Here is a 20,352-nt window from a genome sequence, read left to right on the forward strand (position 1 = left end):
CATACACCTCTACTGCCTAAGTCCCACTATTTTCCCTTAGGCTTAGATCACGCATGACCTGCTTCGGAAACGAGCCGGGTCACATCAATGCCCATACGAGCCATCAGCCGGTCGTACTTTCCGGCAATGTCGCTGTCGAACAGCATGTCCATGGGAGCAGGACATGCGAGCCAGCCGTTTTCGGCAAATTCCATATCAAGCTGCCCAGGAGACCAGCCCGAATATCCGAGCGTCATAAGAGCCTGAGCAGGGCCGCCCCCGCCATAGATAGCGCGTAGGATATCGACCGTTGCTGTCAGGCACACATCTTCTGAAACAGGCATGGTGGAATCCACCATGTAATCATCGGTGTGGAGCACAAAGCCGCGCGTGCGATCCACAGGCCCGCCATTGCGCACGATCATGTTCTGCGCACGCGAGGGAAGAACGATCAGATCCTCATCGTCGATAACCCCAATCTGACGAAGCAGATCGGGGAAACCCACCGGCTGAAGCTGATTGATAATGAAACCCATCGCGCCTTCCTCAGAATGCGCACAGATATAGACCACAGCGCGGGCGAAGCGCTCGTCGTTCATTCCGGGCATGGCGAGCAGGAATTGCCCGTTCAAGAAACCCTGCTCCTGGTTTGGCTTCCTGAGAATGGTCATAGCTATCAAGGTAGCAAGACTGCGCCAAATGACAATGAAAATCGTGCAAAGCTCCTTATTGTTTCGAACGGGCTTGATTTCCGGTTGCTTAATGAAGCAACCTCTCGGCGAAGAAATGCAATTAATGATTGAGAAGAATCACCAGCATGTTGATGTATATAGTTGTAGTTTCAGCAGTATTTTTCCTGGCTTACTCTATATATGCGCAGGTCAGACTTTCTCCGCTTATTGATTACATCAGACAAAGCCCGTCAATGACGAAGGCGATCGGAAATGTGTCTGATCTCTATTATCTTTTCACCATGCCACGCGGTAACTATCGTTTCGCACTATATCTCTGGCACAACCCTACACCGCCCGATGAAATCGCTTCAAATTTCGCGGATTATGACAGGCTGCGCATCATATCCAATATCGCGTTTCTGTTTCATCTTGGTCTCGGCTTTCTGATCTTTTCTAGTGTCGCGCTGCAATTGTTGCTGAAACTCTGAACTACAATTTGCACGCATAAAATCAGCCTTGATAGAAACATGATTTTCTACCAATCTCGCCGCATGAGATCTTTGAAGTTTCTTGCCCTCCCTTTGCTCATGAGCGCAGCATTTTCTGCTCAAGCCGCTACATCTGACTGGTCGGAAACGCCGGGCGGCAAAGTGCGCGTTATTATCGAAGATGCAAAGCCGGATGGCGAAGTGCGCGGCGCGTTGCAGATCGATCTTAACCCGGGCTGGAAAACCTATTGGCGCAATCCGGGTGATGCAGGTGTACCGCCGCAGCTTAGCATTGAAGGTGACACTTTTGCGCGGATCGACTTCCCTGCCCCCGTGCATTTTGACGCTGGGGGTGAAGGCGGTATCGGTTACAAGCATTCGGTGTCGTTGCCATTGACCTTCCACGTAAAGCCCGGCGAGCAACGCCTGAAAGGACACGTTTTCCTTGGTGTCTGTGAGAAGATCTGCATTCCCGTTCAGGCTCAGTTTGACTTTCCATTGAATGAAACCTCTGCACAATCGCCTCAAGCCATTGCCGCGCGTACCATCATTGAAACAGCCTTTGATCGGCTGCCAACTCCCGCATCGGCTGAATTCGGCATAAAAACCGCCAAGCAGGAGGATAGCAAAGCGGTTTTCGAGATCGCACTTCCCGATGCACAAGCACCTGCTGAACTGTTTGTCGGAAGCGACCAGCTTAGCCTTTCCGAAGCAAAGCGCCAGAGCGCTAGCGACCAGTCGCGCTTCGCAGCAACGCTACATGGTAAAGCCGCAGACGGCGCACTGATCGACTATACGCTGGTTCAGAATGGTAAAGCAGTTTCCGGACAAGTCCGGCTGGATTAACGTGCAAGATCAGTAATTTGAAATTGTGGAATGGGCTATTATCAGCTTAAATGTCTTTGCCATGTTTCAAGCATGGGCACTCGAAATTCAGCCATCATAAAGGTGGGCCATAACGGCAAAGGCTCACCTTCAGGAGAAAAACGATGACGATCAAAGTTGGTGACAAGCTGCCCGCAGCAACCTTCAAGGTAAAGACCGCAGACGGCGTCAAAGAAGTGACGACCGACGAAGTCTTCGCTGGTAAGAAGGTTGTTCTGTTTGCGGTTCCCGGCGCTTTCACGCCAACCTGCAGCCTTAACCACCTGCCTGGCTATCTCGAAAACCGCGACACCATCCTTGCAAAAGGCGTTGATCAGATCGCAGTCGTTGCCGTGAATGACGCTTTCGTTATGGGCGCATGGGCACAGAGCACCGGCGGCGAAGGCAAGATTCTCTATCTCGCTGACGGTTCGGCCCTGTTCACCAAAGCTCTCGGTCTGGAACTGGATGCGACCGCTGGTGGCCTTGGCATCCGCTCGAAGCGCTATTCGGCAATTGTTGAAGACGGCGTGCTCAAGACCCTCAATATCGAAGAACAGGCTGGTCAGGCCGCAACTTCAAGTGCTGCGACCCTCATCGAGCAGCTGTAATCCAAATCTTTATGCGCCCTGCTTTTCCGGCAGGGCGCGCATTTCACGCGTGAGCCATTTTTCAAGTGCAAGCGTATCTGGTTGCCCTGCCCTGTGCGGCGCAATCCAGAGCAACATTCGACGCGGCCCCGGACGGAAGCCAAAAGGCGCTACCAGACGTCCCGATGCAATATGCTCGGCAACCAGCATATGCGGTACGACCGCCACGCCCAGCCCGCACAGCACCGCCTGAATCAGCAGATAGAAATGATGGAACTTGGATTTTGGCTCTGGCGCCGGGAAATCCGCATGTGCCGCTTTTTGCCAGTCAGCAAATGCTTCAAGACGCGTTTGCGTGGCAAGTACAGCTGCTTGGTTCAAGTCGGCAGGCGTTATCAACGGGCATTGTGCAAGATAGGACGGCGCACAGACAAGTCCGATCGCTTCACGACCCATATCACGAATGACCGCATCTGCTGGCGGTTCGATAATGCTTGAGCGGATTGCTATGCCGATCTTGTCGCGCATGAAATCGATACGATCATAATTCATGTTGAACTGCAGTTCGATGCCCGGATAGCGATCATGGAATCGGCCAATGCGCGGGATGATCCACTCCATCATGATTGAGGACGAACACGACAAGGTCAGTGGTCCCGGCTTTACACGCTCTATACTGCCTTCAATAATTGAAAATGCGCTGGCCAATCCCTCAGCCAGTCGCGCACCTTCGGGCGTGGGGTCGCTCAGTCGCGCATTGCGTGTAAGCAGAAGCACGCCAAGGGAATCCTCCAGTGATCGTATCTGACGGCTAACTGCCCCATGCGTCACGCATAATTCCTCTGCCGCCCTCGTCATCGAGCGATGGCGTGCGACGGCTTCAAAAGCCTTTAGCGCGTTCAAAGAAGGCAATGGACGCATGGAAACTCCCGTTCGCATCTGAGCATACCTGTGAGGTTCTATCACAAATCACAGACAATAAATCGCTTGCGGCGGCATGTCGCATTCTTTAGCTATCTCGCGTATTTAGGGGCGAAAGCACCGCTGGAATCCATTATATCGTATGATATGCATTCAGGCAGTTCCCTTCGCTCTTGTTACTATGCAAGCAGGGAGGAACTGCAATGCAGCAAAAATCTCACGAAATGACGTCCGCTGAAAAGTCAGCCATATCGAAAATTTCGATCCGGCTGGTTCCCTTCATCGCGCTGATGTTCTTCATCAACTTCCTGGATCGCACCGCAATTTCCTTTGCTGGTCCGAACGGGATGACTGCCGACCTTGCGCTGACAGCAGCTCAGTTCGGTTTTGCCGCCGGTATCTTCTTTGTCGGCTATATCATTCTTGAAGTGCCTAGCAATCTCGCGTTGCACAAATTTGGCGCACGCAAATGGCTTGCCCGTATCATGGTGACATGGGGCATCGTCGCCCTTCTGTTCACTTGGGTTTCCAGCGCAACCGAGCTTTACATCCTGCGCTTCTTGCTGGGCGTTGCTGAAGCTGGCTTCTTCCCAGGTGCAATTCTGTTCCTGTCGACCTGGGTGCCTTCGCGTCACCGCAACAAGATCCTGGCACTGTTCTATCTCGCACAGCCGCTGACCACTGTAATTGGCGCGCCACTTGCAGCAGAGCTGATCGCAATGCATGGCGCTTTTGGTCTCGAAGGCTGGCGCATCATGTTCTTCGGCGTTGCAGTCCCTGCAATCGTTGTCGGCATCATCACCTTCTTCTACCTGCCTGACACGCCAAATGACGCCAAGTGGCTGAACAAGGAAGAACGCGACTGGCTGAACGGCGCGCTCGCTCAGGAAGAGAAGATCAAGGAAAAGGCGCACGGCAGCCACAAGACGGGCCTTGCTCTCGCAGACAAGCGCGTCTGGCTCCTCTCGATTGTCTATTTCGGCCTGATCTACGGCCTCTATGCACTGGCTTTCTTCCTGCCGACAATCATTGGCGGCTTCGAGCAACAGTTCAACACAAAATTTGACGTGTTCGATAAAGGTCTCATCACCGCAATTCCATATCTGCCAGCCGCTATCGCTCTCTATTTCTGGAGCCGCGATGCTGCAAAGCGCGGTGTGCGCCCATGGCATATTGGTATTCCAGCACTTGTTGGCGCCATTGCCATTCCGGCAGCACTTTTCATGCCAACGCCTGCAACCACGATCCTGATGATCACAGTTACGGCTTGCGCGATTTTCTCCGCCTTGCCTAACTTCTGGGCCATTCCGTCCCGCTTCCTAAGCGGCACGGCAGCGGCAGCTGGCATCGCGCTGATCAATACGATCGGCAATATTGCGGGCTTCGCAGCACCATACATCACAGGCCTCGTTAAAGACTGGACTGGTCTTTACGAAATGCCAATGTTCATTGTCGGCGCTGTCATGCTGGTATCTTCGCTGCTGGCGTTTTCCCTGACAGGTCGTCTTAAAGACCCAACAGAAGTACAGCAGGGCAAGTAATCTGCTTGAAACTAAAAAGCCGCGCTGAAACCAGCGCGGCTTTTTCTTGTCCAAATATCAGAAGTTAGAGCGGTTCCAGCTAATGCTGAATCATTGAAACCGCTCTATCGCTTTGTTCTCTCGCATTATCCGATGCATCGCACTTTTACTCGAAATGCTTTGATTACTTAACTTGAAGCGATTTGTGACCGTTATACTTGAATGGCTCCATACCGGCGCGGGCAAGTTCATCAGCGCGTTCATTTTCCGGATGGCCAGCATGGCCTTTAACCCAGTGCCACGTCACCTTATGCGGCTTGCGCGCCTCATCCAGTGCCTGCCACAGCTCTGCATTCTTGACCGGCTTCTTGGCTGCAGTTTTCCAGCCATTGCGCTTCCAGCCCTCAATCCAGCCGGAAATACCATCACGCACATAGACACTGTCAGTGTAGAGATCGACTTCGCATGGCTCTTTGAGCGCATTAAGCGCTGAAATCGCAGCCATCAGCTCCATGCGATTGTTGGTGGTATCGGCTTCGCCGCCCTTCAACTCTTTCACATGACCGTTCCAGCGCACGATAGCGCCCCAGCCACCGGGACCGGGATTGCCAGAACATGCACCATCCGTGAAAGCTTCAATCTGCTTCACGCGTCAGCTCCGCTAAGTTCAAGACCATATTCCGTTGCAGATGTGACCTGTCGGTGGAAGCGCATACGGCGCACATATTCCATCGGGTCTTTCTTATTGACAAAGCTGCCATCCGGCACATTAAGCCAGTCATAAAGACGGGTCAGCATGAAGCGAACAGCAGCGCCGCGGGCCAATACTGGCAGAGCCTCAATTTCAGCGGTCGAAAGCGGTCGCACTGAATTATAACCCCGCAGGAAGGCCGCGCCCTTGGTTAGATTAAAGGAGAAATCTTTCTCAAAGCACCATGCGTTCAGGCAGACCGCCACGTCATAGGCGAGAATATCCGTGCACGCAAAATAGAAATCGATAAAGCCCGACAGGCGATCACCAAGGAAAAACACGTTATCAGGAAAGAGGTCAGCGTGGATGACGCCTTCAGGCAATCCCGTTGGCCAATTTTTTTCAAGGTAATCAAGATCGCTTTCTGCCTCTGAAGCCAGCCCCTGCTCAACAGCATCGGCGCGCGCATTGGACAAGTCCCACAACGGACGCCAATCGGGCAATGTCAGACCGTTGCGGCGGCGCATGTCGAAGTCCTCACCCGCCAGATGCATTTCTGCCAATCCACGACCAACTTCTTCGCAATGAGCGACGGTTGGCTTACGCATCCACATGCCTTCAAGGAAGGTCACGATTGCTGCAGGACGCCCTGCAAGCTCACCAATCGTTGCGCCATCACGACGCACAACCGGCTGCGGGCATTCCAGGCCACGCTTGGAAAGATGCAGCATCAGATTGAGGAAAAACGGCAAATCATCGCGGTTCACGCGCTTCTCATAAAGCGTGAGAATGAAAGAGCCTGTCGTGGTGTGGAGCAGATAATTGGTATTCTCGACACCTTCCGCAATGCCCTTATAGGAAGTCAGAGCACCGATGTCGTATTGCTCGAGAAAAGCGCCAAGTTCGATTTCGTTGATATCTGTATAGACGGCCATGCCGCTTATTTCCCCATATTCACCACGCGCGTCTTACCCGAAAACCGTTAGCCAGTTTTCGGGATGCGCTCTAATTTTGGAATACCGACGACCCGGTTTTCGCCGTTGACAAATGCCATATCACGCACCGTCAATTCCACATCGCGTATCTCGCGATTCACAAGGAAGTTTTCGGTTTCAACTGTCGTTTCTGCCAGTTCGATCTTCACATCAAAACGGGCTTTGAAAGCATCGATGATTTCATCAACGATGATCTCAGGTGCTGAAGCACCAGCCGAAAGCCCAACGACCGAAATGTCACCGACCTTGTCCCATTCGATATCGCTTGCGCGCTGCACAAGCATCGACATGCCCGCGCCCGCCTTTTCAGCAACTTCGACAAGACGCTTGGAATTGGAAGAGTTCGGAGCACCCACGATAAGAAACAGATCGCATCCAGGAGCCGCTGCGCGCACCGCATCCTGACGGTTCGTGGTGGCATAGCAGATCGATTCTGCGGCAGGTGCCGTTAGGTTCGGGAAACGCTGCTGCAACTCAACGATGATACCAGCTGTGTCGTCTACCGACAGTGTCGTCTGGGTTACGAATCCGAGATTATCTGGATCAGCGAATTCAATCGCCCGCGCATCCTCAACCGTTTCGATGAGCGTCACAGCGCCTTCGGGCAGCTGCCCCATAGTGCCGATGACTTCCGGATGGCCGGAATGACCGATCAGGATGACGTGACGGCCAAGGCGCTGATGACGCATGGCCTGCTTATGCACCTTGGAAACCAGTGGGCAAGTTGCATCAAGATAGAAGAGGTTCTTGGATTCCGCATCCGCTGGCACTGATTTCGGTACGCCATGGGCGGAGAATACCACCGGCTGATCACGATGTTCAGCCGGAATTTCATCAAGTTCTTCGACAAAAATCGCACCGCGGGACTGCAGACCTTCAACAACATAGCGATTATGCACGATCTCGTGACGCACATAGACAGGCGCGCCATATTTCTTCAGAGCCAGCACCACGATCTGGATTGCCCGATCAACACCTGCGCAAAAGCCGCGCGGGCCGCAGAGGCGGATTTCCAGAGGGGGGCGTGTATCGGTCATGAAGCGTGCTCGCAGGGTTCGGCGTGGCTTGAAGTGCTCACAATCATATAGGGTCGGGCATGTAGGATCGGCATATAAGGCCGGAGTTGGGCTCTAACGAGGCCCTTGTCAAGTCTTTGTAGCCTTTCGATACCGCCAGAGCCAGCTTCCGACAACCCCTATCAGCGCCAAAGCGAGGCCATACCATGTAACCGCATATTGCAAATGGTTGTTGGGGAAATCAATAATCGTCACGCCGCCAACAGGCAAACCGCCAAAGTTTGGCTTGTTATCGGCATCAATAAAGAACGGCACAGCATCATCAAGCGACGGAATATCCGCGCTTTCAGCCATGGCCGACCAATCTTTCCAATAGAAGATATTTTTTGCGACATCATTGTCCGGAAGGAAGTAGCCCGGCTTTGCGCTGAGCGGATCGCGTGCAAGCCCCGTAATCGTCACAGGGCCATCCAGTTGTCCATCAAGGCGGGTTTGCGGGTCTTTCTTTTCGTAAGGGACGAAGCCGCGATTGACCAGCACGAAGCGGCCATCCTCAAGCATCAGCGGCGTATAGACATTGAAACCCGGCTTGCCATCATAGGTCGCCAGAAAATGGCGCTCACCCTGATGCATGAATGTGCCGGAAACCGTCACCGGCAGATATTCAACCGACCCTTTTTCGCGATAGATTTTTTCCATCTCTGCAAGCGGCAAAGGCGGCTCATGAATGCGTTCCTGCGTGGACGCAATCAGCACTTCTTTCCACTGCAACCGTTCGACCTGCCACGTACCGAGTCCAAGGAGAATTATCAGCGCGATAAGCGAGGCGATCAGCAATCCCCATGGCAGGCGCTGCCGCTTTGATTGGTCATTCATTGTCATCATCCAGACGTCCTTGTGACGCCTTGTTGCGAAATTGCAGATTGATGAGAATACCCTTGATGCTGCGCATGGCAAGAAGACTAAGGATAATCGCCAGAGGCACCCACAGAATGAAATGCACCCATAGAGGCGGTGAATAATTGACCTCCATCCACAAGGCGAGGCCAACGACGATAAAACCGATGATGAGAATGACGAAGGCGGCAGGCCCATCGCCAGAATCGGCAAACGAATAGTCCAGACCACAGACCCTGCAGCGCGGCGCGACAGTTAAGAAGCCATCGAACAGTTTACCTTCGCCGCAGCGCGGGCAATGCCCCGTCAGCCCGCTCTTCACCGGATCGACTGCTGGATATAAATCATGGTCCGACATCACACGCTCCCTAACACTTGCGAAAAGAAAAGGCGGCCATGTTTCCAAGGCCGCCCCTTCATCTTATCAAACAGCTGATCAGCCGCCGTGCATTGGTGCGCCCCAACCGCCCCACACGTAGATCGTGAAGAACAGGAACAGCCAGACAACGTCCACGAAATGCCAGTACCAAGCGGCTGCTTCAAAGCCAAAATGGCGTTCCGGGGTGAAATCACCACCCATCGCGCGAAACAGGATCACCAGCAGGAAGATCGTTCCCACGATGACGTGGAAGCCATGGAAACCCGTTGCCATGAAGAAGGTCGCGCCATAAATCGAGTCTTTGAACTCGAACGGTGCATGAATGTATTCGTAGGCCTGAACGAACGAGAACAGCACGCCCAAAGCAACCGTCAGCGCAAGACCTGTGATCATGCCCTTGCGATCCTTGTGGAGCAGAGCATGGTGCGCCCATGTCAATGTCGTACCCGAAAGGAGCAGGATGACAGTGTTGTAAAGCGGCAGGTGCAGCGGATCGAGAACTTCAATGCCCTTTGGAGGCCACTGACCGCCTGTAAATTCAGCGCGCATCACCTGATGCACTTCGTTCGGGAACAGGCTTGCATCGAAAAATGCCCAGAACCATGCAGCAAAGAACATGACTTCCGAGGCAATGAACATGATCATGCCGTAGCGCAGATGCAGTGCCACGACGCGGGTATGATGGCCTTCATGGCCTTCCTTGATCGTGTCTGCCCACCAAGCATACATGCAATACAAAACGATCGCCAAGCCGATGAAGAAAATCCATGGCGTCACCAGATTGATACCGAAGAACGGAAGCTGGCCGTTATTGATATAACGCATCCATGAAATGCCGCCGACGGCAAGCACGAACGCGCCAACCGAACTCAGGAACGGCCATGGGCTGGGCGCGATGATGTGATAGTCGTGATTTTTCTCGTGAACGTCAGCCATGTCTCTCCCCAAGGCTCCTCTCTGTGCCTTCCTGTCTAAGCTCCCCTAAGAATCTCAGACAAATCCCTTAGTATCGCAACATAGAGCCGCTTGGCTCTTTTGTCTTTGCGGCATTGTGTGCCGCACAATTTTCGAACTCAGCTTCCGCTATTACCCGCTGGTGTCGCTTTTGCATTTGCAACAGGCTTCGGCTTGTCAATCGGGAAGAACGTGTAGGAAAGTGTAATCGTCTTTACGTCTTTCAAATCCGGATCATTGACGATCTCCGGGTCAACGAAGAAAACAACCGGCATTTCCATGTCTTCACCCGGCTGCAAAGTCGTATCGGTAAAGCAGAAGCATTCAACCTTGTTGAAATAAGCGCCTGCACGGCCCGGAGCCACATTGAAGCTCGCGCGACCATAGGTCGGCTCATCAAACAGATTACGCGCTTCATATTTTATCATGGTGGTTTCGCCGATACGCACGGTCACTTCGCGCTCAACCGGCTTGAATTCCCAAGGCAAACCATTTGCGGTGTTGGCGTCGAAACGCACCTTCATGGTCTTGTCCAGAATGGTATCGGAATATTGCTCAACGCGCTGCGTGGTGCCGCCGTAACCCGTTACCTGGCAGAAAATACGATAGAGCGGCACTGAAGCATAAGCCGCGCCAATCATGCAGACAAAGAAGGACAGACACGCAATCGCAACCGTACGGTTTGAACGATTGAGCCGCTTCTGCTTCTCATCAATTTTCTGCTGATCTGCCATTCTCTCCTCCCAGATAGAACTCTTATCAGTCCACCCTAAAATTAGAGTGGACGAACCAGAACATTCGCTCCCAGCTTTGCCATTGTGCCCACATAAACGAGGACAACGAACAGAGCCAAAGCAATTGCGAGGCCCCAGGAACGGTTGCGCTGAGCTTTTCTCTGCTGCTCAGTTGGTACAACCAGTTCTAGTTCCTCGTTATTTGGCTTCTGTACAGAATTACCCATCAAATCACTCCAAAGGCTGTCAGCAGCCTGATCGCCAGTGCTTCCACCAGCAGAACCGCAAAGACGCCCGAAAGGTACATCAGCGAAAAACGGAACAGTTTGCGCGCGGCAAGCAGCATCTGAGCATGGCTTTCGGCCATCCACATGCGCCATGCATAATAGACGAATGCCAGACCGAGCAGTGTAGAAATCACGCCATAAGTGATGCCAGCAAAACCAAGCACGTAAGGCAGCACACCTACAGGCGCCATGATTACGGCATAGAACATCGCCTGACGACGGGTCGATAGTTCGCCCCTCACATTCGGCATCATGGGGACTCGTGCGGCTTCATAGTCATTGGTCGAAAACAGCGACAAAGCCCAGAAATGTGGTGGCGTCCAAAGAAAGATGATCATGAACAGCACAACGCTGTCCCATGTGATCTCGCCAGTTGCAGCAGCCCAGCCGATCATTGGCGGGAAAGCACCGGCGGCGCCACCGATAACGATGTTCTGCGGCGTCGAGCGTTTGAGCCACATCGTGTAGATCACGGCGTAGAAGAAGATGGTGAAAGCAAGAAGAGCTGCAGCCAGCCAATTGACCATCAGGCCAAGCGTAATGACAGAAAATACCGAAAGCGTGAGGCCAAAGGCCAGAACCTGGTTCGGTGCAATGATACCTGCTGGAATTGGACGATTGCGGGTGCGCTTCATCACGGCATCAATATCGGCATCGTACCACATATTGAGAGCCCCGGACGCGCCAGCACCCACCGCAATGCAGAGAATGCTGATTGCAGCCAGCACAGGGTTCATATGTCCAGGCGCAAGCACCAAGCCCACAAGCCCGGTGAACACCACAAGTGACATCACACGCGGCTTCAGCAGGACGAGATAATCCCGCGCAGTCGCCTCGGAAAGAGCGAATGCGTCATCGGAAACCGTGTTTTTTTCCACCAGAGACATTAACTTCTACAACCTCGAATTCACCGGGCCAATGCTGTGCTCGGCCCAGAGCACACATCAGCTATTCAATACGACTTTTACCTCCCGGAGATGCATTCACTCCTAGTCAGAAGCGTCGTCTTGAACGTCAATCGGTGACGGACGGAACTGAATGCCGCCCGCACATATCACAGTTTTGCGCGAGGGCGAACCCCTTTCAGGGCTCGCCCCTTGCACATTTACTTTATACGCGGCAGCTGTTCCCACTGGTGGAACGGCGGAGGCGATGAAAGCTGCCATTCCAGCGTCGTGGCGCCTTCACCCCATGGGTTCGCACCAGCTTCACGCTTCTTCGCAAATGCCTCAAAGACATTGTAGAGGAAGATCAGCACAGCGAAGCCGGAAATGTACGAGCCGTAAGACGACACCATGTTCCAGCCTGCATAGGCATCCGGATAGTCGATGTAACGACGTGGCATACCGGCAAGACCGAGGAAGTGCTGCGGGAAGAAGACGAGATTGACGCCGACGAAGGTGACCCAGAAGTGCAGCTTTGCGGTGAATTCGTCGTACATATAGCCGCTCATCTTCGGGAACCAGTAGTACCAGCCCGCGAAAATCGCAAACACAGCACCCAGCGACAGAACGTAATGGAAGTGAGCCACAACGTAATAGGTGTCATGCAGCGCACGATCGAGACCGGCATTGGCGAGCTGAACGCCCGTTACACCACCAACCGTGAACAGGAAGATGAAGCCAATCGCCCAGAGCATCGGCGCGCGGAAAGTCAGCGAACCGCCCCACATGGTCGCGATCCAAGAGAAGATCTTGATGCCCGTCGGAACCGCGATAACCATCGTTGCAAAAACGAAGTAGCGCTGCGTGTCGAGCGACAGACCGACCGTGTACATATGGTGAGCCCAGACGACGAAGCCGACAACACCAATCGCGACCATAGCGTAAGCCATGCCGAGATAACCGAAGACTGGCTTGCGCGAGAAGGTCGAAATGATGTGGCTGACGATACCGAAGCCCGGCAGGATCAGAATGTACACTTCTGGATGACCGAAGAACCAGAACAGGTGCTGGTAAAGGATCGGATCACCACCGCCATCCGGCGTGAAGAAGGTCGTACCGAAATTACGATCAGTCAGCAGCATGGTGATGCCACCTGCGAGAACAGGAAGCGAAAGCAACAGCAAGAAAGCAGTTACCAGCACAGCCCAGGCGAACAGCGGCATCTTGTGCAGCGTCATGCCCGGAGCGCGCATGTTCAGGATCGTCGTGATGAAGTTGATCGCACCAAGGATCGACGACGCACCGGAAATATGGAGCGCCAGAATGGCGAAATCGATTGCCGGGCCAGGCTGACCGCTCGTCGAAAGCGGCGGATACAGCGTCCAGCCGCCGCCAGGACCCCAGCCGCCGGGTGCCGAAGGCATGAACAGCGAGATCAGCAGCAGTGTGAGCGCCGGCGGAAGAAGCCAGAACGAAATATTGTTCATACGCGGGAACGCCATATCAGGCGCACCGATCATCAGCGGGATCATCCAGTTGGCGAAACCACCGATCAGCGCAGGCATAACCATGAAGAAGATCATGACCAGAGCGTGCGCAGAGGTGAACACGTTGAACATATGCTTACCAGCATCGAGAGCTGCGTCGCCCTCAACACCATAAACCATCTGTGCCAGACCATGGAAAATCTGGATGCCCGGCTCCTGAAGCTCGGCACGCATTGCAATAGACAATGCGCCGCCGATGATGCCGGAAATGATTGCGAAGATCAGGTACAGAGTACCGATGTCTTTATGATTGGTCGAGTAAACCCAGCGCACCCAGCCTTTAGGCTTGTGGTCGTCATGGGCTCCATGCTCGTGAGCTGCTGTGCCAGCCATGGAATTCGCTCCCGTTTTTCAACAGTCTTGCGTATCGAAGTCTTTAAAGACCCGCCGCAGCCACTTTATCGTTTGCATCGCCTTCAAGCTCAGCCTGAAGCGCCTTGTTTGCACCCGGAACATCCGAGGCGGCTGCCGTCAGCCATGTGTTGTACTGCTCTTTTGAGACGACACGAACGGCGATTGGCATGAAGGCATGGTCCTTGCCGCAGAGCTCGGAACACTGGCCATAATAGAGGCCTTCCTTGTCGGCTTTGAACCAGGCTTCGTTGATACGGCCAGGTACGGCGTCCATTTTCACACCAAAGGCCGGAATGGTCCATGAATGGATCACATCGGCAGCTGTTACCAGAAGACGGACCGTTTCGCCAATCGGCACGACCACTTCGTTATCGACTGCCAGAAGGCGCGGATAACGAGCATGATCTTCTTTGCCTGCAGCAGCGCGATCAGCATCCTTCAAGATAAGCGAATCAAAGCTTACCGGCGTTTCGGTCTGATATTCATAGCCCCAGTACCACTGATAACCGGTTGCTTTGACCGTCAGCGTTGGATCCTGAGGCGAATATTGAGCAGTCAGAAGCTGGAACGACGGCACCGCAAGGAAAAGCAGAATAATGACCGGACCCACGGTCCAGATAACCTCGATAGCCGTATTATGACTGGTCTTGGATGGTTCTGGGTTTGCGCTTGCGCGGAACCTGATCACACACCAGACGATCAACGCCAGAACCAGCAATGTGATTGGAATGATGAACCAGAGCGTATAACGCTCAAACCAATGAATCTGCTCGGCAATACCGGTCGCAGCTTCTTGAAATCTTATCTCCCATGGACGCGGCTGATCCGCCAAAGCGGCACCGCTCGTCCACAGCAATGCGAAAGCACCAACGACGGCACCCCTCGTTGTGGCAACAAATTTATCCACCAGAACTCTCTCCCTTTTCGCCCTTTCAGGCTGGACGCCGGACGTTTAGACGGCCGTATCCCCCGTCAGCGTTCAAACCACACCTTAACGCACACCGCAAGGAAGGCGAATATGTTCCTGTGCGGCATTTTTGCGCGCAAGCCTGCGTCAGAGGCCCGCATGCCGATCATTCAATAAAGCGTCATAACCCTTCGAAAACTTGGGAAAAACCTGATAAACCCATAATGAAGCCATGATTTAGCAAGAGGTTTCCTCTAACGTGCCGCGTGATAATGGATGCAACTGCCGGGGACGCATCTCAGATGCAATGCCGGTATCACCTTTGCGATGATGGCTCGGAAGCGACAATAGCTTTTCACCGCCTGTTTCGGAGGGTAACGTCCCGGTGATTCGATCTGGAGATTTCATGATTTTCCGCACATCCGCCCGCCGCTCGATTTTCCAACGCTTTGCTACCCTCGCAACGAGTGTAGCTCTGGTCTTCGCGGCTGCCACAATGCCGTCAGTCGCGCAGGAAACGCCTGCGCAACTTCCAGCACCAACGGCACAAACACCTGCGCAGCCGCAATCTTCCGCGACGCCGCAGCAGAGTGGCACGCTCAAATCACAGCATGGCCCATGGGCGATTCTGTGTGATACGCCAGCCGGTGCCAAAACCGAGCAGTGTGCGCTCATTCAGAACGTGGTTGCAGCCAAACGTCCCGAACTCGGTCTTTCGGTCGTTGTTCTCAAAACTGCCGACAACAAGGCTCGTATCCTGCGCGTTCTGGCCCCGCTCGGCGTATTGCTGCCAAACGGCCTTGGCCTGAATGTTGATGGAAAGGATATCGGCCGCGCCTATTTCGTGCGCTGCTTTGAAGACGGCTGCTATGCAGAGGTCATCCTTGAAGACGAGCTGCTCAACACATTCCGCAATGGCAAGTCTGCAACCTTCATCGTCTTCCAGACACCGGAAGAAGGCGTTGGAATTCCCGTAGATTTGAAGGGATTTGGTGAAGGCTTCGACGCCTTGCCGTAATCTCAAGGTTGTTCTCAACCTATTTAGCGCTTACATCCTGTGGCAAACACATGCCGCAGGATTATTTTTATGAAGAGCCTGATCGATAGCTTCGACGTAACTCGTGACGATATTGAGCGCCTTGTCTCGCAAAGCCTGAAAGGTAGCGACGACGGCGAACTCTTTATGGAATATCGCGAGGCGGAAGCACTCGTTTTCGACAACGGACGCCTGAAGACCGGCTCGTTCAATCAGGATCAGGGATTTGGCTTGCGCGCTGTTGCTGGCGAAGCAATCGGCTATGCCCACGCGGGCGATCTTTCCCTTGCGGCTCTCAAACGCGCGTCCGACGCGGTTTCGGCCACACTGACGGGTCATAGCGGCACATATGCAGGGGCACCCGCGGGAACCAATCGCCATCTTTATACTGACGAGAACCCAATCGGGTCGCCAACTTTCGATGCGAAGGTGCAGCTTCTGCAGAAGATCGATGCATATCTGCGCGCGAAAGACCCCAAGGTGCGGCAGGTTTCTGTTTCCATTGCCGGATCATGGCAGCAAGTGGAAATTCTCCGTGCGGATGGGCATTTCGTGCGCGATATTCGCCCGATGGTGCGTTTGAGCGTTTCGGTGGTAGCAGGCAATGGCGACCGTCAGGAATCCGGTTCGCACACACTTGGTGGACGCAAAGGTTTTGGCGACTTCATCACTACGGAAAGCTGGCAGAGCGTTGCCGATGAAGCATTGCGTCAGGCGCTCGTCAATCTCGAAGCGATCCCCGCTCCCGCTGGCACCTACGACATCGTGCTGGGCAATGGCTGGCCGGGTGTGATGCTGCATGAAGCGGTTGGCCACGGCCTTGAAGGCGACTTCAACCGTAAGAAGACTTCCGCCTTTGCCGGTCTTCTAGGACAGCAGGTGGCTTCGAAAGGTGTAACCGTCGTCGATGACGGTACGATCTCTGAACGCCGCGGTTCACTGACCATCGATGATGAAGGCACACCGACCAATCGCACTGTGTTGATCGAAGATGGCAAGCTCGTAAATTACATGCAGGACCGGCAGAATGCCCGCCTGATGGGCATGGAAGCCACTGGCAATGGCCGCCGCGAATCTTATGCACACGCGCCCATGCCACGCATGACCAACACCTATATGCTTTCTGGTGACAAAACGCCGGAAGAGATAATCGCTTCCATGAAGAAGGGAATTTATGCCGTTTCCTTTGGTGGCGGTCAGGTTGATATCACGTCTGGCAAATTCGTGTTCGGTTGCACGGAAGCTTACATGATCGAAGACGGCAAGATCGGTGCGCCTATCAAGGGCGCGATGCTGATCGGCAATGGCCCGGATGCCATGCAGCGCATTTCGATGATCGGCAATGATATGAAACTCGATACCGGGTCGGGCAATTGTGGTAAGGGCGGACAGTGGGTTCCGGTCGGCGTTGGCCAGCCGCATCTGCGCATGGATCAGGTGACTGTCGGCGGTACAGCGGTATAATCCCTGCTCATGCAAGTGATCGATAAGTATCTGCCTGACTATGGTTTCAGCGAAGTCCATGGCTGCGATGTTAATGCCTCGCCTGAGGCAGTGTTTCAGGCGGCAATGAGCTACAGGCCAGAAACGGACATGTTCTTCCGCAGCATGATTGCATTGCGTGAAGTGCCCATGCGGGCACTTGCGCGACTGCGTGGGCGCGAAAATAGTGTTGCGCCGCCTTTCGGCTTGCATGAGTTTACGCTGCTTGAGCATAGGCCCAGTGAAGCACTGGTTTATGGGCTGGTAGGGCAATTCTGGAAGACTGATTTCGGCCTCGTAAAAATGGATAGCGCGGAAGACTATCTCGCTTTCTGCACACCGGGCGTTGCAAAGCTTGCACTGACATTCACAGTGACCGAACAGGGCGGCAAAACGCGCCTAGTCACCGAAACGCGTGTCTTTTGCCCTGATCGTAAAAGTCATCTTCGCTTCACGCCCTATTGGTATCTGATCCGTCCAGTCAGCGGCATAATCCGCAGCCGCATCCTCAATTCGATCAGGAAAGCCAGCGAAACAGCCATTTCTTCTTTCGGAGCTTCTTGATGAATATCATCGCCCACATCGAAATTCCGGTTACAAAGCTTGAACGTGCCGTCGCGTTTTATTCTGAAGTCTTCGACATCGCATTTGGCGAGGTGGCAAAAATCCACGGCAATCGCATGGCTTACTTTCCTTTCGAAGAAGGTAAGGATGGTGCTAGTGGCGCGCTGGCAGAAGGCGACGTCTATGTGCCAACTATCAATGGTGCGATTGTCTATCTCAGCGTTGCTGACATCGATAAGGTAATTGCAAAGGCCGCGAAATTCGGCAGCGAAGTGCTGTTTCCAAAGACAGCTTTCGGCGAAAATAGCTTTGTAGCTGAAATTATGGATAGTGAAGGCAATCGGATCGCACTCCAGCAGCTATAACATTTTCTCCACAGCCCTTATTGCTGAAAGCGACCCGAGAGGACCGCGCATGACACTCAAAATCCGGACAGGTGGCGTTTACAAAGATGCACGCGGATATGAAGTGATAATCGTAATGCGATATCCCGACGGTAAATTTTATGGCGCTCAGGGTATTGTTTATCTTGCAGATGGGCGCAGTCATGTGCACGCTTATAAAGATCAGGACCCATGGAGACTGGTTGAAGAGATAAATCATGCCGGAGGAGATAATGCCTGAGACGCCATATGACTGGAGTGGGAAGCAGCCTGAAAAGCGCTCCCGACAAAAGCGCATGATGGTAATTGCAGCTGCAACCATGATCGCGCTGCTCTTCACACTGGCCGTAGTGGACGCGATCCTCATACTGGTCGACTGATGCTGCCGGTCTATGAAATCGACTGCACCGGCATAAAGTCCCCTAACGAGCTCTGGCAGCGCTATCTCGACACCGTGCCCGCGCTTGATCCAAAATCCTTTGGCTATACGCTCGATTCATTCTGGGATGGTGTGCAATGGGGTGGTCCCGGCTGGCCAGGCGAATGCGAACTCGTATTCAGAAATGTGGAAGCCCTGAGCGAGCTAAAAACGATCGGCGGCAAGCCTTTTCTGGAAGCATTTCGGCAATTGGTTGCTGATACGGATCGCATTCAGATCAGGCTGGAATGAGCGCCAAGCTCATTCCGTTATTTTGACCAAGGCATCGTATTTTGCCGAAGCGCTGACAAGCACTTCAATCTGGCTTGCGCAGAGATAGGCTTTCATTGCATCGAACTTTTTCTGATCCCAGTTGTATATTCCCAGACCCAACAGGGTTTCAACGACCGGTGCTGGAAACCGCGAGCGAACCACCGTAGCAGGATTACCGGCGACAATCGTGTAAGGTGCAACATCCTTCGTCACGATAGCACCAGAGGCGATGATTGCCCCTTCTCCGACAGTGATGCCCGGCATCAACATAGCACGCATTCCAATCCAGGCACCATCCGCAATAACGGTGTCGCCCTTTCCCTTATAGGCATCGAGAATAACATCCGGAAATGGATAGAGACTGAACCAGTCCGTACGATGCGTATGGTTGCCACCCATCAATATGACTGCTTCCGCGCCGATACAAACATAATCACCTATGTGAAGCTGATCCACCGGCCATTGAGATTCCCAAGCCTTGAGGCTGTATTCATCACCATACAAGTACCGAACAACGCTATCTTCAAATGAACCTGTCCAGGCATTGCTGTAATAGCTGTGTTTTCCTCGTACATGAATATTCGGGTTCTTGACCGTTTCATGCAATAGCTCAACAACAGACCAGTGCTTGGTGGGCGGACTTACAAAAGACACGGCAATCACAACTTTCTAAAATTTTTCGGCAGTTCATTTCGAATGCCCTATCATTATCGTCGCAATCGGAAATCAAACCGACGGCGTGATATAATATTATCAACTAAATTAAGCGCTTAGACCACCCGCAACTGTAATGACAGTTCCGGTTACAAATCCTGATTTATCGGAAGCGAGCCAGAGCGCTGTTTGTGCAATGTCTTCCGGCTCGGCGATACGCCCCATCGGCGTCATGGCTGCAATTTTTGCAGGTCGATCAGGATTGCCGCTTAGTGCATGAATAGACGTGTTGGTCGTGCCGACACGAATGGCATTCACCCGAATACCTTCCGGTGCCAGCTCTTTGCCAGCGCCGATCGAAATGGTTTCAACCGCACCTTTCGATGCAGCATAATGGACATATTCGCCCGGGCTTCCCAAAACGGCCGCCACTGATGAAATATTGATGATTGTGCCGCCAGAGCCACCGTTCGCAGTCGACATCCGGCGTGCGGCTTCCTGTGTGCAATAGAGTAACCCGAAGACATTCGTCCTGAATGTTTGTTCGAGTGCTTCTTCCTCAAGCCCCTGGATGCGGGTGTTTTGCCCGATGATGCCCGCATTGTTGACAAGACAGCTGGGCGCGCCCAGCTCCCGATCACAGGTTGCGAAAAGATCGATCACGTTTTGCCGGTTTGCAACGTCGCTGCGCACAGCTATTGCTTTGGCACCGAAGCCTTCGCAGGCTTTTACAGTGCCAAGAGCGGCATCAACATCGCTTACATAGCTGATGCAGACATTATAGCCTTCGCGCGCGAAGAGCGTTGCAGTCGCAGCACCAATACCTCTGCTGCCTCCAGTGACGACAACAACTGGTCTCAC

The 20,352-nt window shown here is 53.4% G+C and carries 26 protein-coding genes; 11 read left to right on the forward strand and 15 right to left on the reverse strand.

Translation table 11 applies throughout. From position 1 onward, the window contains the following. Window positions 1-47 precede the first annotated feature (47 nt). Complete coding sequence (locus tag QSJ70_RS20600; protein WP_007874038.1) at window positions 48-650, reverse strand: YqgE/AlgH family protein; 603 nt, start codon at window positions 648-650, stop codon at window positions 48-50. Window positions 651-904: 254 nt separating this feature from the next. Between QSJ70_RS20600 and QSJ70_RS20605 the strand changes: the two genes are divergently transcribed. The 3 genes from QSJ70_RS20605 to QSJ70_RS20615 all read left to right on the forward strand — a co-directional run bounded on the left by QSJ70_RS20605 (window position 905) and on the right by QSJ70_RS20615 (window position 2,616). Further along, window positions 905-1,141 carry a hypothetical protein gene (locus QSJ70_RS20605; RefSeq protein ID WP_285539196.1) on the forward strand — a complete coding sequence of 79 codons (237 nt, stop codon included), beginning with the start codon at window positions 905-907 and terminating at the stop codon, window positions 1,139-1,141. A 63-nt stretch (window positions 1,142-1,204) separates the two neighbouring features. After that, entirely contained in the window at window positions 1,205-1,987 is a 783-nt protein-coding gene (locus QSJ70_RS20610) for a protein-disulfide reductase DsbD domain-containing protein (RefSeq protein ID WP_502871705.1), read from the forward strand. A 143-nt stretch (window positions 1,988-2,130) separates the two neighbouring features. After that, on the forward strand, window positions 2,131-2,616 hold the full coding sequence (locus tag QSJ70_RS20615; protein WP_007874034.1) for a peroxiredoxin: 486 nt from the start codon (window positions 2,131-2,133) through the stop codon (window positions 2,614-2,616). Window positions 2,617-2,625: 9 nt separating this feature from the next. Here QSJ70_RS20615 and QSJ70_RS20620 read toward each other — a convergent pair whose 3' ends face one another. Continuing rightward, a complete protein-coding gene (locus QSJ70_RS20620; protein WP_285539197.1) occupies window positions 2,626-3,516 on the reverse strand; it encodes a LysR substrate-binding domain-containing protein in 891 nt (296 codons plus the stop codon). Between the two features lie 203 nt (window positions 3,517-3,719). Here QSJ70_RS20620 and QSJ70_RS20625 point away from each other — a divergent pair, with 203 nt between their 5' ends. Beyond that, window positions 3,720-5,057: an MFS transporter gene (locus QSJ70_RS20625; RefSeq protein ID WP_113487217.1), complete on the forward strand. Its 1,338-nt coding sequence runs from the start codon at window positions 3,720-3,722 to the stop codon at window positions 5,055-5,057. Between the two features lie 163 nt (window positions 5,058-5,220). On the opposite strand, the gene rnhA is transcribed toward QSJ70_RS20625, so the two are convergent. From rnhA to coxB, 11 genes are all read right to left on the reverse strand, one after another. After that, window positions 5,221-5,685, reverse strand: a complete 465-nt coding sequence (gene rnhA, locus QSJ70_RS20630; protein WP_064320288.1) for a ribonuclease HI — start codon at window positions 5,683-5,685, stop codon at window positions 5,221-5,223. Continuing rightward, window positions 5,682-6,662: a homoserine kinase gene (locus QSJ70_RS20635; protein WP_285539198.1), complete on the reverse strand. Its 981-nt coding sequence runs from the start codon at window positions 6,660-6,662 to the stop codon at window positions 5,682-5,684. Before QSJ70_RS20635 ends, rnhA begins: the two co-directional genes overlap by 4 nt. A gap of 47 nt (window positions 6,663-6,709) precedes the next feature. Next, a complete protein-coding gene (ispH, locus tag QSJ70_RS20640) occupies window positions 6,710-7,759 on the reverse strand; it encodes a 4-hydroxy-3-methylbut-2-enyl diphosphate reductase (RefSeq protein ID WP_007874027.1) in 1,050 nt (349 codons plus the stop codon). Between the two features lie 108 nt (window positions 7,760-7,867). Beyond that, entirely contained in the window at window positions 7,868-8,614 is a 747-nt protein-coding gene (locus QSJ70_RS20645) for an SURF1 family protein (RefSeq protein WP_285539203.1), read from the reverse strand. Further along, window positions 8,607-8,993, reverse strand: coding sequence for a DUF983 domain-containing protein (locus tag QSJ70_RS20650; protein ID WP_285539205.1), 387 nt, complete (start codon window positions 8,991-8,993; stop codon window positions 8,607-8,609). The genes QSJ70_RS20645 and QSJ70_RS20650 overlap by 8 nt, the downstream gene beginning before the upstream one ends. A 78-nt stretch (window positions 8,994-9,071) precedes the next feature. Further along, window positions 9,072-9,950 (reverse strand): cytochrome c oxidase subunit 3, encoded by an 879-nt coding sequence (locus tag QSJ70_RS20655; RefSeq protein WP_007874023.1) that lies wholly within the window; start codon window positions 9,948-9,950, stop codon window positions 9,072-9,074. Between the two features lie 137 nt (window positions 9,951-10,087). Further along, window positions 10,088-10,702 (reverse strand): cytochrome c oxidase assembly protein, encoded by a 615-nt coding sequence (locus QSJ70_RS20660; protein ID WP_064320285.1) that lies wholly within the window; start codon window positions 10,700-10,702, stop codon window positions 10,088-10,090. Between the two features lie 41 nt (window positions 10,703-10,743). Next, on the reverse strand, window positions 10,744-10,929 hold the full coding sequence (locus QSJ70_RS20665) for a cytochrome c oxidase system small membrane protein (RefSeq protein WP_007874021.1): 186 nt from the start codon (window positions 10,927-10,929) through the stop codon (window positions 10,744-10,746). Beyond that, window positions 10,929-11,876, reverse strand: a complete 948-nt coding sequence (cyoE, locus tag QSJ70_RS20670; protein WP_007874020.1) for a heme o synthase — start codon at window positions 11,874-11,876, stop codon at window positions 10,929-10,931. Before cyoE ends, QSJ70_RS20665 begins: the two co-directional genes overlap by 1 nt. A 218-nt stretch (window positions 11,877-12,094) precedes the next feature. Continuing rightward, entirely contained in the window at window positions 12,095-13,753 is a 1,659-nt protein-coding gene (gene ctaD / locus QSJ70_RS20675) for a cytochrome c oxidase subunit I (RefSeq protein ID WP_007874019.1), read from the reverse strand. A 43-nt stretch (window positions 13,754-13,796) separates the two neighbouring features. Next, entirely contained in the window at window positions 13,797-14,681 is an 885-nt protein-coding gene (gene coxB / locus QSJ70_RS20680; protein WP_007874018.1) for a cytochrome c oxidase subunit II, read from the reverse strand. A 406-nt stretch (window positions 14,682-15,087) separates the two neighbouring features. Here coxB and QSJ70_RS20685 point away from each other — a divergent pair, with 406 nt between their 5' ends. The 7 genes from QSJ70_RS20685 (at window position 15,088) to QSJ70_RS20715 (ending at window position 18,816) form a co-directional block, all read left to right on the forward strand. Next, window positions 15,088-15,699 carry an invasion associated locus B family protein gene (locus QSJ70_RS20685; RefSeq protein WP_064320283.1) on the forward strand — a complete coding sequence of 204 codons (612 nt, stop codon included), beginning with the start codon at window positions 15,088-15,090 and terminating at the stop codon, window positions 15,697-15,699. A gap of 69 nt (window positions 15,700-15,768) precedes the next feature. Then, a complete protein-coding gene (gene tldD / locus QSJ70_RS20690) occupies window positions 15,769-17,181 on the forward strand; it encodes a metalloprotease TldD (RefSeq protein WP_285539209.1) in 1,413 nt (470 codons plus the stop codon). 9 nt (window positions 17,182-17,190) lie between these two features. Continuing rightward, window positions 17,191-17,763 (forward strand): hypothetical protein, encoded by a 573-nt coding sequence (locus QSJ70_RS20695; RefSeq protein ID WP_113159866.1) that lies wholly within the window; start codon window positions 17,191-17,193, stop codon window positions 17,761-17,763. Further along, window positions 17,763-18,128, forward strand: coding sequence for a VOC family protein (locus QSJ70_RS20700; protein WP_112807006.1), 366 nt, complete (start codon window positions 17,763-17,765; stop codon window positions 18,126-18,128). Before QSJ70_RS20695 ends, QSJ70_RS20700 begins: the two co-directional genes overlap by 1 nt. A gap of 49 nt (window positions 18,129-18,177) precedes the next feature. Beyond that, entirely contained in the window at window positions 18,178-18,387 is a 210-nt protein-coding gene (locus tag QSJ70_RS20705) for a hypothetical protein (protein WP_079211588.1), read from the forward strand. Beyond that, window positions 18,380-18,526, forward strand: coding sequence for a hypothetical protein (locus QSJ70_RS20710; protein ID WP_153223297.1), 147 nt, complete (start codon window positions 18,380-18,382; stop codon window positions 18,524-18,526). Before QSJ70_RS20705 ends, QSJ70_RS20710 begins: the two co-directional genes overlap by 8 nt. Continuing rightward, window positions 18,526-18,816 carry a barstar family protein gene (locus QSJ70_RS20715; protein ID WP_285539217.1) on the forward strand — a complete coding sequence of 97 codons (291 nt, stop codon included), beginning with the start codon at window positions 18,526-18,528 and terminating at the stop codon, window positions 18,814-18,816. Before QSJ70_RS20710 ends, QSJ70_RS20715 begins: the two co-directional genes overlap by 1 nt. Window positions 18,817-18,825: 9 nt before the next feature. Here QSJ70_RS20715 and QSJ70_RS20720 read toward each other — a convergent pair whose 3' ends face one another. Together QSJ70_RS20720 and QSJ70_RS20725 are read right to left on the reverse strand one after the other, a co-directional pair. After that, entirely contained in the window at window positions 18,826-19,491 is a 666-nt protein-coding gene (locus QSJ70_RS20720; protein WP_285539219.1) for a CatB-related O-acetyltransferase, read from the reverse strand. A 108-nt stretch (window positions 19,492-19,599) separates the two neighbouring features. After that, the gene (locus QSJ70_RS20725) at window positions 19,600-20,352 is read right to left on the reverse strand and encodes an SDR family oxidoreductase (RefSeq protein WP_285539221.1); all 753 of its coding nucleotides are present in this window, start codon (window positions 20,350-20,352) and stop codon (window positions 19,600-19,602) included.

Origin of the sequence: Brucella sp. NBRC 12950, from assembly GCF_030268145.1 — a bacterium.
GTDB lineage: Bacteria > Pseudomonadota > Alphaproteobacteria > Rhizobiales > Rhizobiaceae > Brucella.